At 65.4% G+C, this 14942-nt stretch carries 14 protein-coding genes; 11 read left to right on the top strand and 3 right to left on the bottom strand.

Annotation, left to right across the window (positions count from 1 at the left end):
* Positions 1-15 precede the first annotated feature (15 nt).
* A complete protein-coding gene (gene gltX, locus LVJ94_42235; protein WXB03511.1) occupies positions 16-1497 on the top strand; it encodes a glutamate--tRNA ligase in 1482 nt (493 codons plus the stop codon).
* A 1-nt stretch (position 1498) separates the two neighbouring features.
* Positions 1499-2440: a CPBP family intramembrane metalloprotease gene (locus LVJ94_42230; protein WXB03510.1), complete on the top strand. Its 942-nt coding sequence runs from the start codon at positions 1499-1501 to the stop codon at positions 2438-2440.
* Here LVJ94_42230 and LVJ94_42225 read toward each other — a convergent pair.
* A complete protein-coding gene (locus LVJ94_42225; GenBank protein ID WXB03509.1) occupies positions 2376-2951 on the bottom strand; it encodes a hypothetical protein in 576 nt (191 codons plus the stop codon). The two genes, LVJ94_42230 and LVJ94_42225, sit on opposite strands and share 65 nt — an antisense overlap.
* Positions 2952-3034: 83 nt before the next feature.
* Between LVJ94_42225 and LVJ94_42220 the strand changes: the two genes are divergently transcribed.
* The 4 genes from LVJ94_42220 to LVJ94_42205 all read left to right on the top strand — a co-directional run bounded on the left by LVJ94_42220 (position 3035) and on the right by LVJ94_42205 (position 7554).
* Complete coding sequence (locus LVJ94_42220; protein ID WXB03508.1) at positions 3035-3688, top strand: lytic transglycosylase domain-containing protein; 654 nt, start codon at positions 3035-3037, stop codon at positions 3686-3688.
* Between the two features lie 157 nt (positions 3689-3845).
* Positions 3846-4730 carry a formylglycine-generating enzyme family protein gene (locus LVJ94_42215; GenBank protein WXB03507.1) on the top strand — a complete coding sequence of 295 codons (885 nt, stop codon included), beginning with the start codon at positions 3846-3848 and terminating at the stop codon, positions 4728-4730.
* A gap of 38 nt (positions 4731-4768) precedes the next feature.
* Positions 4769-5785: a hypothetical protein gene (locus LVJ94_42210; GenBank protein WXB03506.1), complete on the top strand. Its 1017-nt coding sequence runs from the start codon at positions 4769-4771 to the stop codon at positions 5783-5785.
* Positions 5773-7554 (top strand): ATP-dependent DNA ligase, encoded by a 1782-nt coding sequence (locus LVJ94_42205; protein WXB03505.1) that lies wholly within the window; start codon positions 5773-5775, stop codon positions 7552-7554. Before LVJ94_42210 ends, LVJ94_42205 begins: the two co-directional genes overlap by 13 nt.
* A 213-nt stretch (positions 7555-7767) precedes the next feature.
* Here the strand turns inward: LVJ94_42205 and LVJ94_42200 are convergent, their stop codons facing one another.
* Positions 7768-9204 carry a carboxypeptidase regulatory-like domain-containing protein gene (locus tag LVJ94_42200; protein ID WXB03504.1) on the bottom strand — a complete coding sequence of 479 codons (1437 nt, stop codon included), beginning with the start codon at positions 9202-9204 and terminating at the stop codon, positions 7768-7770.
* Positions 9205-9282: 78 nt separating this feature from the next.
* Here LVJ94_42200 and LVJ94_42195 point away from each other — a divergent pair, with 78 nt between their 5' ends.
* The 3 genes from LVJ94_42195 (at position 9283) to ligD (ending at position 12162) form a co-directional block, all read left to right on the top strand.
* Positions 9283-10422: a beta-ketoacyl-ACP synthase III gene (locus LVJ94_42195; protein WXB03503.1), complete on the top strand. Its 1140-nt coding sequence runs from the start codon at positions 9283-9285 to the stop codon at positions 10420-10422.
* Positions 10423-10499: 77 nt separating this feature from the next.
* Positions 10500-10664 carry a DUF1328 domain-containing protein gene (locus tag LVJ94_42190; GenBank protein ID WXB03502.1) on the top strand — a complete coding sequence of 55 codons (165 nt, stop codon included), beginning with the start codon at positions 10500-10502 and terminating at the stop codon, positions 10662-10664.
* 346 nt (positions 10665-11010) lie between these two features.
* Positions 11011-12162: a non-homologous end-joining DNA ligase gene (gene ligD / locus LVJ94_42185; GenBank protein WXB03501.1), complete on the top strand. Its 1152-nt coding sequence runs from the start codon at positions 11011-11013 to the stop codon at positions 12160-12162.
* Here the strand turns inward: ligD and LVJ94_42180 are convergent.
* Positions 12119-12514, bottom strand: coding sequence for a response regulator (locus LVJ94_42180; protein ID WXB03500.1), 396 nt, complete (start codon positions 12512-12514; stop codon positions 12119-12121). The two genes, ligD and LVJ94_42180, sit on opposite strands and share 44 nt — an antisense overlap.
* A gap of 128 nt (positions 12515-12642) precedes the next feature.
* Between LVJ94_42180 and LVJ94_42175 the strand changes: the two genes are divergently transcribed.
* Together LVJ94_42175 and LVJ94_42170 are read left to right on the top strand one after the other, a co-directional pair.
* Complete coding sequence (locus tag LVJ94_42175; GenBank protein WXB03499.1) at positions 12643-13968, top strand: cytochrome ubiquinol oxidase subunit I; 1326 nt, start codon at positions 12643-12645, stop codon at positions 13966-13968.
* On the top strand, positions 13958-14926 hold the full coding sequence (locus LVJ94_42170; protein WXB03498.1) for a cytochrome d ubiquinol oxidase subunit II: 969 nt from the start codon (positions 13958-13960) through the stop codon (positions 14924-14926). Before LVJ94_42175 ends, LVJ94_42170 begins: the two co-directional genes overlap by 11 nt.
* The last annotated feature ends 16 nt before the right edge of the window (positions 14927-14942 follow it).

Raw genomic sequence — 14942 nt, 5'->3', positions numbered from 1 at the left:
ATCAGTCCGTCCGCGATGTCGACCCGCGTCCGTTTTGCTCCTTCGCCGACCGGTTATCTTCACATCGGTGGCGTCCGCACGGCCCTTTTCAACTGGCTCTGGGCCCGAAAAACCGGGGGCACCTTCGTCCTGCGCATCGAGGACACCGACCAAGAGCGCTCCACGCCCGAGAGCAAGCAGGTCATTCTCGACTCGCTGAAATGGCTCGGCATGGATTGGGACGAAGGGCCGGAAGTCGGCGGTCACTTCGGCCCGTACGAGCAGATGGCGCGCTTGGGCATCTACAAGGAGCACGCCGAGGCACTGATCAAGGCGGGCAAAGCTTTTCGCTGTTATTGCACCAAAGAAGAACTCGACGCGGCGCGCGCCGAGTTGAAGGCGAAGGACCCCAAGGCGCAGTTCCGATACCCGGGCACCTGCCGCACGCGCACGGACGAACCCGATCGGCCGTTCGTGATCCGCTTCAAGGCCCCCACGGAGGGCAGCATCACCTACGTCGACAAAGTTTTCGGCGAGGTGACCACGCCCAACGCCGCGCAGCAGGACTTCGTGCTCGTTCGTTCCGATGGCGTGCCGCTCTACAACTTCGGTGCGGTCGTCGACGACATGCTCATGCAGATGACCCTCGTCGCCCGCGGTCGCGATCACATGGTGAACACGCCGCCGCAGATCCTGCTCTACCAGGCCTTCGAGGCCAAGGTGCCCGACTTCGCGCACCTGCCCATGATGCTCGCGCCCAATGGCGAGAAGCTCTCCAAGCGACACGGCGCCGTGAACGTGCTCCAGTACCGCGACGACGGCTACTCGCCGCAGGCGGTGCTCAACTACCTGGTGCGTTTCGGCTGGTCGATGGGCGACCAGGAGATCTTCAGCGTGCGCCCGATTGCGGGTTCCTCCGTGCCGAGCCTCGTCGAGTCGTTCTCGTGGGAATCGAGCGGGCGCGCCGATGGCAAGTTCGATCCGAAGAAGTTCACGGCGGTGCAGTTCGAGCACATGAAGTCGCCCGAGCTGATGCCCGACGACGAATACGCCGCCCGCGCGCTGCCGTTCCTGGAGAAGCGCGGCCTCACGGGCCTCGACGTGGCGCGCGTGAAGCAAGCCGCCTTCACGGTGCGGCCGCGGGCGACGACGTTCGTCGATGCGGCGGACCGGCTCGATTACTTCTTCCGCGCCGAACCGGTGATGGACGAGAAGGCGACGCGCAAGTTCCTCGTGCCGGCGCACGCGGCCAACCTGCGCGGCCTCGCCGAGCTTCTCGCCCCCGTCGACGAGTGGACGGAGGCAAACCTCGGCCAGACCATCGTGCGCTGGGTCGAGGGGCGGGGGCTCGGCATGAAGGACATCGGGCAGCCGGTGCGCGTGGCCCTCACGGGACGCGGTGAATCGCCGGACCTGTTCCAAGTGCTCTCCGTCCTCGGCAAGGACGTGTCGCTCGCGCGCCTTCGCCGGGCTAGTGAGCACGCCGAGCGCGCGGAAGCCGCCGCACCCAAGGCCTGACTTGTTCCTCCGTCCGCACACCGCCGATGCCCTCGCGACCGGCGGCACGAGCACCCTGGCGCGCATTGGGCACGTGTTCTTCCCCGTGCCCGCGCTGCTGGTCGTTCTGCCGCTGATTTACCTCTTCTTCCGCAAGACATGGCGCGAGCTCGACGAGGAGGCGCACGAGCACCGCGGGCACATGCTCTCGCTGGGGGTGACCGACCTGCGCCCCTTCGTCGCGCTGCCTCTCTGCGCCCTCGTCTTGACGATGCAGGACTACTACGGCGGTCGCTTCTTCTTCGACGAGGTCATCAAGCCGTACCTGTCCGATTTCGAGCTCACGCACCCGGGCGCGTTCAAGCTCGCCAAGTACGACGAGCTCTATGGCTTCGCCTGGTGGGTCACGGCGCGCGTCGTGGGCTACGTGTTCGTGCCCTTCGCGGTATGGAAGATCGCCTTTCGCGAGGACTCGCTGCTCGACTTCGGCCTGCGCACGCGCGGCTTCTTCAAGCATGCGTGGATCTATGGGCTGTTCCTGGCCGTCGTCCTGCCGGCGATGTGGATCGTCAGCCGCAACCCGGACTTCGGGACGTACTATCCCTTTTACAAACAGAGCTCGCGCAGCTGGTGCGACTTCCTCTTGTGGGAAGGGATGTACATGGCGCAGTTCTTCGCCCTGGAGATCTTCTTCCGCGGGTGGTGGCTGGGGGCGCTGCGAAAAAGCTTTGGCTCGGGCGCCATCTTCGCGATGGCCGTGCCCTACTGCATGATCCACTACGGCAAGCCGTACCTCGAGGCCAATGGGGCCATCGTGGCCGGCATTGCGCTGGGCTCACTCAGCATGCGGACCAAGAGCATCTACCAAGGCTTCTTGGTGCACGTCACCGTGGCGGTGCTCATGGATTGGCTGGCGCTGAGCCATCGTCACGCGTTGCCAACCCAGCTCTGGGCGCCGGGTTAGCCTCTTCGCTCTCCGTCGAGGGCGCGACGGCTGCGAGCGCGTTGCGAAAGACGCGTGCGCGCACTGACTGCCGCAGCGCCCCGTGCGCATAGAGCTTTGCGAGGTGCCGAAGCGCGGCGTGCGCAGGGGCGGCAGTGGGGCCCGTCCAGCTTTCTGCGCCGAGGCGGCGCCAGAGCAACGTCTCCAGCGCGTGCGGGTGCTCCTCCAGGTGCGTCGCCGCGCGCTCGATCAGCGCGGCCGAGCGCGGATCGAGCCGCATGGCGCGGATGTAGTAGCCGACGGCCCCGTTGGTGCGGCCGGCGCTCGCGCTGGCATCGCCCGCGTCGCCGAGGCAGAGCGCGCGCTCTTCGTCGGTCTTGGCGGCGTCGAGCCGCGTCTTCGCGTCCTTCAGCGCTGCGCGCGCAGCACTGCGTGCTCCTCCACGCGATAGGCCCGACAAAGCCGGGCGGAACCGGAAGATCAGGTAAACCGCGAAAACGATGGTGGCCCCAAGAAGGACGTACGAGTCCATGTGCGGAAGATCATCCTAGCGCAAAGGGTTGTTCAATCCGCTAACCTTCTCCGTCAGGTCGTTTTCCAGGTGCCGAGCTCTCAATGAATCCTGCTGGTCGCGTGCTTCCCGTGCTGATGGCTCTCGCGTTCGCCTTTTCCCTGGGCGGTGACGCATCGGCCGAGATTTTCCAGTACAAGGACGCCAACGGGGTCATCCATTTCGCGAATCGAAAAGCGGCGACCTCGCCTGCGCCTGCGGGCGCTAGCGCGGCCATCCGCGTCAACAAGCCGACCACCGCCGCGTTTGCTCCGCAGGACAAGAACCTGCAGCGCTTCACCCGCTACGACGAATGGATCCGCCAGGCGGCGACGCTTTACCAGATCCCCGAGCCGCTGGTGCGTGCGGTCATCAAGGTGGAGAGCGACTACGACGCGCGCGCGATAAGCGTGGCGGGGGCGCGGGGCTTGATGCAGCTCATGCCCGATACGGCGGATCGGTTGCAGGTGCGTGACATTCACGATCCGCGCGAGAACATTTTTGGCGGCGTGCGGCTATTGCGCATTCTGGCCAATGCCTTCAATGGTGATTTGGAGCTCACGGTGGCGGCGTACAATGCCGGCGAAGAAGCGGTGCAGCGCTTTCGGGGAATCCCACCGTATGCGCAGACGCGCCAATACGTGTCCAAAGTGACGGGGTACTACCGGCGCTACCGTACGACCCGCGACATCGTCGAGGCCAGTGTAGGGGAGCCGTAGCCAACGCGTGACGGATCGCCACGAGCTGGCGAAATGCCACGGGCTTCGCGGGGAAACACGTCGAGCCCGAGCCCGAAGACGTGCACGAGCATCATAACGAGCACGACGCGCAGCATGGTTCGCAAGTTGCTGTGCATGCCATTCGAAACGAGGGCCCATGGGTCGCGGCTTATATTTCCTCTTCGCGGTATCGCTCGGATTTGCGGTCGCTTACAGCGCCGCGTGCGGCAGTCCTTCGGTGAAGGCCTCGGACGATCTGGATGGTGGAAGCGGTACGAACATCGTGAATCAGGACAGTGGAAGCGGTAAGGACGAGCCGCCCGGCTACCCGCCCACGTGTTCGGACGCCGATCCGGCCAAAATGGTGCCGAATCCACTGGTCGACATCCCCGAGGGCACCTTCACCATGGGGTGCAATCCCGCCGTCGATCAGGAATGCAAACCGGACGAAGATCCGCCGCACAGTGTTCACGTGAGCGCTTTCACCATCGACAAGTACGAGGTGACGCTCGCGCAGTACCTCGGCTGCGTCAAAGATGCAAAGTGCACGTTTCCCAAGTGTGCTTGGGACCCGTGTGTGAACCCCGACCATCCCATGGCCTGCATCGTCTTCGGGCAGGCCAAATCCTATTGCGATTGGGTGGGCAAACGCCTCGCCACCGAGGCCGAGTGGGAATACGCGGCCCGCGGCACCGACGGGCGAAAGTACCCGTGGGGCAACGATCCGATCGACTGCGCGCACGCCAATTTTTTGGAGTGTGGCGGTGGTCCCACGCCGGTGGGAAGCAAGCCAGCCGGGGCAAGCCCGTTCGGGTTGTTCGACATGTCGGGCAACGCCGTGGAGTTCACTTCGGATTTGTACAGCGCAACCTATTATCAAGGTTCGCCCAACGACAATCCGAGGGGCCCGACGGAGGGTGAGGCCTACGTGGGGCGTGGCGGTGGGTTCTTGAGCGAGGGCGTGTGGCAACGCAGCTCGGCGCGCGACTTCTACGAGCCGTGGTACTCGCGCGTGAGCATGGGATTCCGGTGCGCGAAGTGAGATACTGAGCCGCATAGGCCGCGGCTCTGACGATGACGATGCATGTAAGATTTTCTGCAGTTCTCTCGGTGCTTCTGTTGGGGGCGGTTGGTTTGGGCGCGTGCGATCCGCCGGCGGAGGGGCCGCCACCTGCGGCGCCGCTTCCGGATCCGGTCAGCACGACGGAATCGAGCGTACCCGTCGGGGAAGCGGCGCCCGCGTCGATGGTGCCGGGGGCGATCTCGCCGCCGTTCGTGGCCGCAGCCGGTGGGGGCGGCGCCGCGCCGAAGGTCGCATGCCCCACGCGCGTGCCGCGGCGTGAGCCGGTGGCGCATGTGCCGCCGCCGATGGGCTGGGTCGCGTTGCCGGCGGCGCCCGATCCGCTCGCGCTCAAGTGCGGGAACCTGTCGCGTCGGGAGTGGGTGGTGAAGCGCGGCGCACGCGACGTGGAAATCGCGCTGGCGAACCGGCGCCCGGTGGACGATCCGCTGCCGTTTCCGCTGCCCGGCAAGGGCACGCGGCGGGTGAAGTCCGTCGACAATGGCTTTCTCGTCGGGTTCGACGGGGCTGAGCACGGCGGCGCGCTCTGGTGGTTCGGCGCGGCCGGTGAGCGGCGGTTGCGGCTCTCGGAGGAGAACGTCATCGGCTTCGCGGAGCTCGGGGGCGTGCCCGTGGCCATCACCGGCCTCGCGCAGAGCGGCATCTCGAAAGGGCGGGTCATCCGCCTTTCGCCGGACAGCAGCTCGAACACCTGGCGCGTGGGCGCGTGGGTGGATCTCGGGGGCGCCTCGCAGACCTTCGTGAGCGAATCGCCCGAGACGATGCTCGTGCTCACCACGGGCGGTTTGGTGCGCATCACCGCGTGCGGTGACATGAGCCTCGTCGCACCCGCGCGCTACGACGTCTTGTACCCTAGCTCGATGGCGGTCGACGATGCGGGCGTGGTGACCATCGGCATGCGGCACTTCACGACGCGCTGGATCCCCTCGGCGAACGGCTACCGCGAGGAGTGGCTGGTGCGCGCCGACTGCGCGCAGCCGTCGATCAAGAAATTCGAGTGCGTGTGCGGTCGCTAGCGGCGGCCCTCGACGCGGCGAAAACGACGCGCTCTCGGATTGCGAAAGAGCAAGCGCTGGCGGGGGCCTTTCGGGAGCTCGACGGCCCGCAGCTGGCCACGGCCGCCCGCATCGCCACGGGCCGGACGCTGCCCGTGGGCGATGGGCGTTCGCTCGGTGTAGGTGGCTCGCTGATGACCGAGTTGATCGTGCAGCGAACCGGCGCATCCCCCGCGCAGGTGTGGGAGACTGCACGCCAAACGGGGGATCTCGGCGAGGCGTTCGGGCTTCTCGTGCAAGAGCAGCACGAGAAGAACGGAGGCGATCCCGCAGGCGCCGAGGTCTCGCTCGATGACGTGGCCGCCATGTTCGATGCGCTGGCCAGCACGGGGAGCCGGTCGCAGAAGCTCGCCTTGCTCGAGGGCGTGTTCTCGCGGGCGACGGCGCTGGAAACGACGTACCTCGCCAAGGTGATCCTGGGCTCACTGCGCGTGGGCGCACTCGGTGGCGTGACGGAGGCGGCGATGGCGCGCGCGTTCGACGTCCCCATCGACGATGTGCGGCGCGCGATGGCGTTGGTGACGGATCCCGGCACCGTGGCGGTGCTGGCGAAGGAGCGCCGTCTCGGCGAGGCGCGGTTCGAGTTGGGCCGGCCGGTGGCGTACATGCTGGCGACGCCGCTCGAGGGGGTGGTGCAGCCGCTGGATGCGTCGGCCTTCGTCCTGGAGGACAAGCTCGATGGCGTGCGCACGCAGGTGCACAAATCGGGCGACGATGTGGCCATGTTCGCGCGCGGGTTGGAGCGTGTGACGACGGCGTTTCCCGAGGTGGTGAACGCCTTTCGCGCGATCGAGGGTGACGTGGCGCTCGACGGCGAGCTGGTGGTGATGACCCCCGACGGGCGCCCGCGCCCCTTTCAAGCGCTACAGGCCCGGTTGCGGCGTCTGGCGCCCACCGAGGACATGCTCGAAAAGACGCCGGTGACGTTCGTGGCGTTCGACATGTTGCACGATGGCCAGGGCGATCTCCTCTCGCTCCCATGGCTCGAACGGCGCAACGCGATGGACCGCTTCTCCGGTCAGCGCGGGCCGCGGGCGGCGTTTCTGATCAACCCCGCGGTTCGCCTGGGAACGGAGGCGCCATTGCCCGAGCAGCTCGATCGCGCCTTCGAGCAGGCCCGCGCGCGCGGGCACGAGGGCGTGGTGCTCAAACGCATCGATGCTCCCTACGACGCGGGCCGGCGCGGGCAGGCGTGGATCAAAGTGAAGCGCGCCTTCGCGACCTTGGACGTGGTCATCACCGCGGCCGAGGAAGGGCACGGCAAGCGCGCCGGCGTTCTCTCGGACTACACGTTCGGCGTGTGGAAGGACGACGCGCTGGTCAACGTGGGCAAAGCTTACAGCGGCCTGACCGATGTCGAAATCGACCAGATGACGCAGCGACTCGAAGCGATCACCTTGGAGCGCCACGGTGGACTGCGCATCGTCAAACCCGAGATCGTCCTCGAGGTAGCCTTCGACGGCATCCAGCGTTCGACGCGCCACAAGAGCGGTTTCGCGCTGCGTTTCCCGCGCATCGTCCGCATCCGCGACGACAAAGCCCCCGAAGACGCCGATCGCCTCGACGCCGTCCAATCGTTGTTCGCCGCCCAAGTCGAAACGGGCCACCGCGAGGAGACGGAGGCCCTGGAGCCTCCCCCGCGGGAGCCGAAGCCCCCGCGGAAGAAGAAGCCCAAAGAGGCCCCCGCAAACCAATTGTCCCTCTTCGGCGACCCGGAAAAACGGCGTTAGCCCCCCCTCCCGCGATCCGTCGATTTCTCTCCCTCCCCCTGAGGGGGAGGAGGCCAATATGGCAAAACCGACGTTTCGGCTCCCCCCTGAGGGGGAGGAGACCGATATGGCGGAATCGACGTTTCGGCTCCCCCCTGAGGGGGAGGAGACCGATATGGCGGAATCGACGTTTCGGCTCCCCCCCTCTCCGGGGGAGGGTTGGGGTGGGGGAGGCTATGGCGTCCGCGTCAGCGCCACGTCCAGTGTGGCTTCGCCGTCGGCGGTGACGGTGACGGTACGTGATGCGGTCTCGTAGCCCGAGGCGGAGACCTCCACGGTGTACGTGCCCGCGGGCAGGTACGCCTGGTAGCGACCGAAGGGGCCGCCGCTGGAGTTCTTTTCACCCTGGGTATAGGGCACCTCTTTGACGAGCACGGTGGCGGCCACGGCCGCTCCCGACTCGGCGTCGGTCACGTGACCGCTCAAGGGGGTGGGGCGCTCCAAATGCCAGAGAATTCCCGGCCAGATCTGCTCCGCCTCCGCCTGCGCGGACGCGTACGGCGGTTGGAACTGCGTATTGATCTCCACCAAGAATGCCAAATTGGACAGGTTGCCAAGTTGCCAATCGGGGTGTTCGCCCTGCGAAGAAGGCCGGCGCGTGCTGCCGTCGTAGCCCATTTGGTGCGACAGCTCGGTTCCGATGGTCTGGAAGTAGTCCGTCAACGCGAAGCTCGCGCAGGAATAATTGACCAGCACTTCCCGCCCGCTGGAATGAAAATCGAGCACCTTGGAGAAGTGCCGATCCGTCGACCACGCGACCATCGTCTTCGTTTCCGGTTCGGACGCCTCGCCCGGACCTTTGTAGACGTCGGAGCTGGGGCTGCTGCTGCCGGTGCAGGAACTCGTCCACAAGAAGGGATAATTGCGATTCAAATCGACGCCGAAGCTGCCACCCGTATTGGGCCGCCGATTCTTGCGCCAAAAATTATCCACGGTGTGAACGTGTTCGAGGCCATCCGGGTTCCACGTCGGTGCAATCCAGATTTCCGTCGAGTCGACCGCTCGCTTGATTCGCTCGTCCGTCGCGTATTGTTTCGTGAGCTTTTCCGCCGCCAACATGGCCACCACCGGCGGCCCGAGCTCGCGTGCGTGGTGATTGCTCACCAAAAGATACGTGGGCTCGTCTTCGTCCTGGGCGACGTTGTCGGAGATCTTCAATGCAAAGAGATGGCGCCCGTTGGCCGTGAGCGGCGCCCCGTATTTCTCGGTGAGGTCGACCACCTTGGCGATGTCCGGATATTGCGTCTCGATGTCGTGCAACGTCGTGAGCATTTCGGACAACGTAGGATAGGGCACTGCGTCAGTGCCCGTGCTCTTGAGCGGCGCGCCAACACCCGTGATCTCGGCCTGATAGCCGAGCTCGTGCAGACGGTCCATTTCGCCGTGCGTCGCAATGATGTCCAGCGACGGGCCATGCTCCGAGCCTTCGACGACGTCGAAGCCCATGTCCCGCAGGCGTTGCGCTTCATTCTGTGCGTTTTGCACACCCACGGGAACGTGGAGTGCGACGAGTCGCTCGTCGTCTGTCTGGTGCGAAGTGCACGACCCAGTCGACGCGGCGAGCAGCGGAAATAGAAGAAAAAATGGCGTACGGCGCAACGGATGCGTCATGCTCGCCACCATAGAACGAACACGGCCGATATGCCCGTTGATTATGGCACCTACACCTGCTTTAGAGACGATATCAGAATGTCATCCATCGCGATTACCGGCACTGGCCTTTTCACCCCGCCCCAATCGATTTCCAACGAGGAGCTCGTGGCGTCGTTCAACGCGTACGTGGACGCCGAGAACGAGAAAAACCGCGACCGAATCGCGCGCGGTGAGATCAAAGCGCTCGATCGCTCCAGCGCGGAATTCATCGTCAATGCGTCGGGAATCCGCAGCCGCTACGTCATGGACCGCGAAGGCATTCTCGACCCGCGCGTCATGGCGCCGCGCATTGCCGAGCGTCCGGTCGACGCCCATTCGCTGCAATGCGAAATGGCGCTCGCGGCGACCGGCGAGGCGCTGGAACAGGCGGGGCTCGAATCCGGCGACCTCGATGCCGTCATCGTCGCGTGTTCCAATATGCAAAGAGCATATCCCGCCGTCGCCGTCGAAGTGCAGGCAGCGCTATCCGCCAAAAGTGGCGGGTTTGCCTTCGACATGAACGTCGCCTGCTCGTCGGCGACATTCGGTATCAACGTCGCACACGATCTCGTGGCCGGTGGCAGCGCGCGCCGCGTGCTCGTCGTCAGTCCGGAGATCTGCACGGGCCATCTCAACTTCCGCGATCGCGAGAGTCACTTCATCTTCGGCGATGCCTGCACGGCGGTCATCGTCGAGTCACTCGATTCCAAAGAAGACCGGCGCCCGCGCGAGGCGTACGAGATCCTCGGCACGCGCCTGTCGACGCGGTATTCGAATGCTATTCGCAACAACTTCGGTTTCCTCAACCGCGCCGCCCCCGAGCGCCGTGACGACGCCGACAAGCTTTTCGTCCAGCAGGGCCGCAAAGTCTTCAAAGAGGTCTCGCCGCTCGTCGCCGACCTGATCGCCGGACACCTGGACAGCTTGAGCATCCAGCCCGAGCGCGTGCGCCGCATGTGGCTCCACCAGGCGAATGCCACCATGAACCAATGGATCGCCCGCAAGCTCCTCGGCCGCGACGCCACCGCCGAGGAAGCGCCCTCGGTGCTCGAGGACTACGCGAACACCAGCTCATGCGGCTCCATCATCACCTTCCACAAGCACCGCCAAGGCTTGGTCGAAGGGGACATTGGGCTGATCTGTTCCTTCGGTGCGGGCTACTCGATCGGCAGTGTCGTGGTGCGCAAGGTGCGCTGAGGCACGCAAGCTGCACCGCCTCCCAGTGAATCGGGAGGGGCGACCGTTACTCAAGCCAAAACGAAAGGCATGGAGCCATGCTGTACTGGGCTGCCGTCTTTTTCGTCGTCGCGCTCGTGGCCGCCATTTTAGGATTCAGCGGGATCGCTGCCGGGGCAGCGGGGATTGCGAAGATTCTCTTTTTCGCGTTCCTCGCATTGGCCGTCGTGTCCGTGCTCATGGGCCGCAAAAGTGTGGCGTGATTGCGGACGGATCCGTGGCTCTTCGCTGTGCAAATGATAACGCCCTGGCCAGGACGAGCGGGACGTTTTTGCACATATGTGGCAGCCATGCGGGCACCTTTCCACGAGGCTGACCCGTTTCGCGAGCTGCCGGCGGACGCCATACCTCACTTCGTCAGAAAGATGAAAGCCTCCCGGCTGGCAAGAGGGATGCATTCAAAAGTAAGAGGAAGGTCTACAGGGCAGTACTGTACGACTTCCGGGGAAACGTACCTTGAAGCAACAGACTCGGCTCACAGCGGAAGAGCGGTGGGGGACCGCGCATTCGGGCGAAGAGTCGCCGAATCCCTTTGGACGATATGCCACCATGGAAAATACAGGGCAAGCTAGCGGCATCGTGTACGCCGCGGAAAATTCGCTGCACGAGGATCCGCCCGCGTCGAGCACGCAGCCGGCGCCCATGATTTCGGACGAGCCGATTCCGCGCATCCCCATCGATCGCAGCGAAGCGATGCTGGAGTTGTCCGGGCATCGCGTACGGCTGACGAATCTGCAGAAGGTCTTCTTCCCGCTGGGCCGCATCACCAAAGGGGCATTGCTCCAATATTACCTCGACGTTGCGCCGGTTTTGCTGCCGCACACCGACCAGCGCGCCATGGTGATGAAGCGCTATCCCAATGGGATGAGTGGGAAATTCTTCTTCATGAAGAGAGCGCCGGCGCCGCGCCCCAAATGGATCCGCACCTGTCCCATCGAGCACACGGGGGCGGGGGTCATCGAATTTCCCATCGTGGGCGATGTGGCCACCCTGGCGTGGATGATCAACCTCGGATGCATCGATTTGAATCCCTGGTACGCGCGCGCCGACGATATCGAGCGTCCCGATTATCTGCATTTCGATTTGGACCCGGGCGAGGCGACCTTCGAGCGCACGTGCGAGGTGGCGCTGGTCGTGCACGAAGCGCTTTCTGCGCTGGGAATGCCCAATTACGTGAAGACGAGCGGCTCGCGCGGGCTTCACGTGTTCGTGCCCATCGTGCGCGGGCCCACGCAGCAGGACGTGTGGTCCTTCGCGCGCGATCTGGCGCGCGATCTGGCGGAGCGGCACCCGAAGATCATCACGGCGGAATCCCGCATTGCCAAGCGGCCGCCGGGGCGCGTGCTGATCGACTACAATCAGAACGTGTGGGGGCGCACCATCGCGTCGGTGTATTCGGTGCGGCCGATGCCGCGCGCGACGGTGTCGACGCCGGTCACCTGGGCGGAGGTTGCCGAGGGCATCTCCATCGAGGCCTTCCGCCTCGAGAACGTGCCCGCACGCGTGCGCAAACTCGGCGACCTCTGGGCGCCGCTCGCGCCGTCGGCTCCAGATCGGTACGATTTGTCGCAGGCCGGCGTGGGCGAATACGTCCCGAAGTACTCGATGCCGGTGCCCAAGGGCACGGTGGGCGAGGGGCCCGACAGCACCGAGGAGCCTATGCCCCTTCCCGACCTTTCGTACCGGCGAGTAGCGTTTTGACCTGCTCGGTCAGCGCGTCCGGTGAGCACGGTTTGACCAGGAGCGAATCGAAGCCCGGGTTGTCGTCGCCTTCGACGTCGGCATGACCGGTCAGCGCGACGATGGGAACGTGGCGCGTGCGTTCGTCTTTGCGAAGGCGGCGGATGGCTTCCCAGCCGTCGAGGATCGGTAGAGACAAGTCCATCACCACCACATCGGGCGTTTCGTGGAAGGCCTTGTCCAGCCCTTGCTGGCCATCTTCGGCTTCCTCGACGCGGTAGCCGGCGGCCGTCAGCGCGTGCACGTAGATGTAACGGCTGTCCTCGTAATCGTCGACGATCAAGACCAGAGGCGCAGAGCTTTCCGCGTTCACGTTGCTCAGTGTTACAGCAGCGAACGCCTCGTAGCTAGGGTTTCCCAAGGAGACCTCCTGGTCCTTCGATTGACCAACCCATGTTTAGGGGCTGGTCGGCGAGGGAAACAGGCCGCAAACTCCGGCCCATGGATGCGCTCACCGCCGCGCGGGCGCAGATGGAGGTATCACTCGGCTTCCATATGATTTTCGCAGCGCTGGGCATTGCGCTTCCGGGCTTCATGTGCGTGGCCGAGGCTCTCTATCTTCGCACCGGCCGGCCTCACTACCTCGCGCTTGCAAAACGGTGGTCCAAGGCGACCTCGCTCCTCTTTGCCATCGGTGCCGTGTCGGGCACCGCGCTCTCGTTCGAGCTGGGCTTGCTCTGGCCGCGCTTCATGGAGTTCGCGGGCGGCATCATCGGCTCGGCCTTCGCGCTCGAAGGCTACGCGTTCTTCGTGGAGGCGATCTTCATCGGCCTCTACCTCTACGGGTGGGACCGCATCTCGCCGCGCGCGCATTGGTTCTGCGGGCTCGCGGTGACGTTGAGCGGCACCGCATCGGGCGTGCTCGTGCTGGCCGCCAACGCGTGGATGCAGGCGCCGCGCGGGTTCGACTTGGTCGATGGTCGCGCCGTGAACATCGATCCGTGGGGACCCTTTCAGAGCCCTTCGTGGCTGCCGATGTCCCTGCACATGACCTTGGCAGCGTACGTGGCCGTCGCCTTCGCGATCGCGGGCGTCTACGCGAAGGGCATCCTTCGCGGCAAGGACGATGACGAGCACCGCTCGGCGCTTCGGTTGGCGATGATCGTGGGGGCCGTAACGGCGGTGCTTCAGCTCCTCAGCGGAGACATCTCCGCCCGCGTGGCGGCCGAGCACCAGCCGGCCAAGCTCGCTGCGATGGAGGCGCACTACGAGACGCGCCGAGGGGCGCCCTTCATGCTCGGCGGCATCGCGGACGATGCGACCGAGACGGTGCGCTACGGGATCGAGGTCCCCTACGCGCTGAGCCTGTTGATTGGCCACGATCCCAACACGGAGGTCACGGGGCTCGATCGCATTCCGCGCAACGAGCGGCCGCCCACGGCGCTGGTGCACATCGCGTTCGACGTGATGGTGGCGAGCGGTATGGGCCTCATCGCGGTGGGCCTCGGGTATTGGCTGATGCGATGGCGGGCGCACCGCCAGGGATCCCGCGACGACTGGACGGCGCCGAAATGGCTTCTGTCCGCGCTGGTGTTGGCGAGTCCGCTCGGATTTCTCGCCATCGAGGCGGGGTGGGTGGTCAGCGAGGTGGGGCGGCAGCCGTGGGTCATCTTCAAGGTGATGCGCACGCGGGATGCCGTGACGCCGGCCGCCGGGGTGGAGCTGACGTTCGCGCTGTTCGTGCTTCTGTACGCGGCGCTCGGCGTGACCTTGGTGTTCTTCCTCCGGCGCATGGCCCGCCGCACGGAGGTGGCCCATGGGGCATGAGATCCTGTTGGGCGGCCTGGCGCTGGCGGGGGTCATCGCCTACGGGGTGTTCGCCGGGGCGGACTTCGGCGGCGGCGTTTGGGACATTCTCGCGCGCGGCCCTCGCAAAGCCGAGCAGCGCGATGCGATCGCGCACACGATGGGGCCCGTTTGGGAAGCGAACCACGTGTGGCTCATCTTCGTCATCGTGATTCTTTTTACGGCCTTCCCGCGCGCCTATGCCGAATTGAGCATCGGGCTTTTCGGCCCGTTTCATCTGGTGCTCGTGGGCATCACGTTGCGCGGCGGCGCCTTCGTCTTTCGGGCGCACGGCGGTTATCTCGGGGAGCGCGTGCATGCGCGGGCGTGGGGCGTCGTCTTCGGTGGCGCCAGCGTCATCACGCCGGTGCTTCTGGGCATGTCCCTCGGGGCCGTGTCCTCGGGCTTGCGCGTGCTCGCGCCGCTGCCGCTGGCGATGGGCGCGCTCGCCTTGGCCATTTGCGCGTACCTCGCAGCGGTGTACCTCACCTTGGAAACGGAGGGCGAGCTGCGCGAGCTCTTTCGCCGCAAGGCACTGTACGCGGGTACCTTCGTGGTTGCCTTGTCGGGCGTGGTGTTGCCATTGACGCACGTCGCGGCGCCGCACCTCTGGGGCGGCCTGACCTCGTCGCCCGGTGCGCTGGTCGTCGGCGCCGGCGTGCTGGCTGCACTCACCTCGGGCGGCGCCCTCTTGTTCCGTCATTTCCGCCTCGCGCGCCTCGCCGCCGCCGCCCAAGTGACCTTTCTGCTCGCGGGCTGGGGCCTCTCGCAATATCCGTATCTGATCTTCCCGAGCCTCACCCTTCACCAAGCCGCCGCGCCCCCCGCCACCTTGGACTTCGTGCTCTACACGATGCCGTTCGGCCTGCTGTTGGTCATCCCATCGATGATCTGGCTCTTTCGCGTCTTCTCCCGAGCGCGGCCTTTTTCGGCCTCGTAGAATTTGCTATCGTTGA

It is taken from the genome of Sorangiineae bacterium MSr11367, from assembly GCA_037157805.1.
Lineage (GTDB): Bacteria > Myxococcota_A > Polyangia > Polyangiales > Polyangiaceae > Pendulispora > Pendulispora rubella.
Note: the sequence above shows the minus strand (reverse complement) of the source record. Positions and strands in the feature narration are given on the sequence as shown.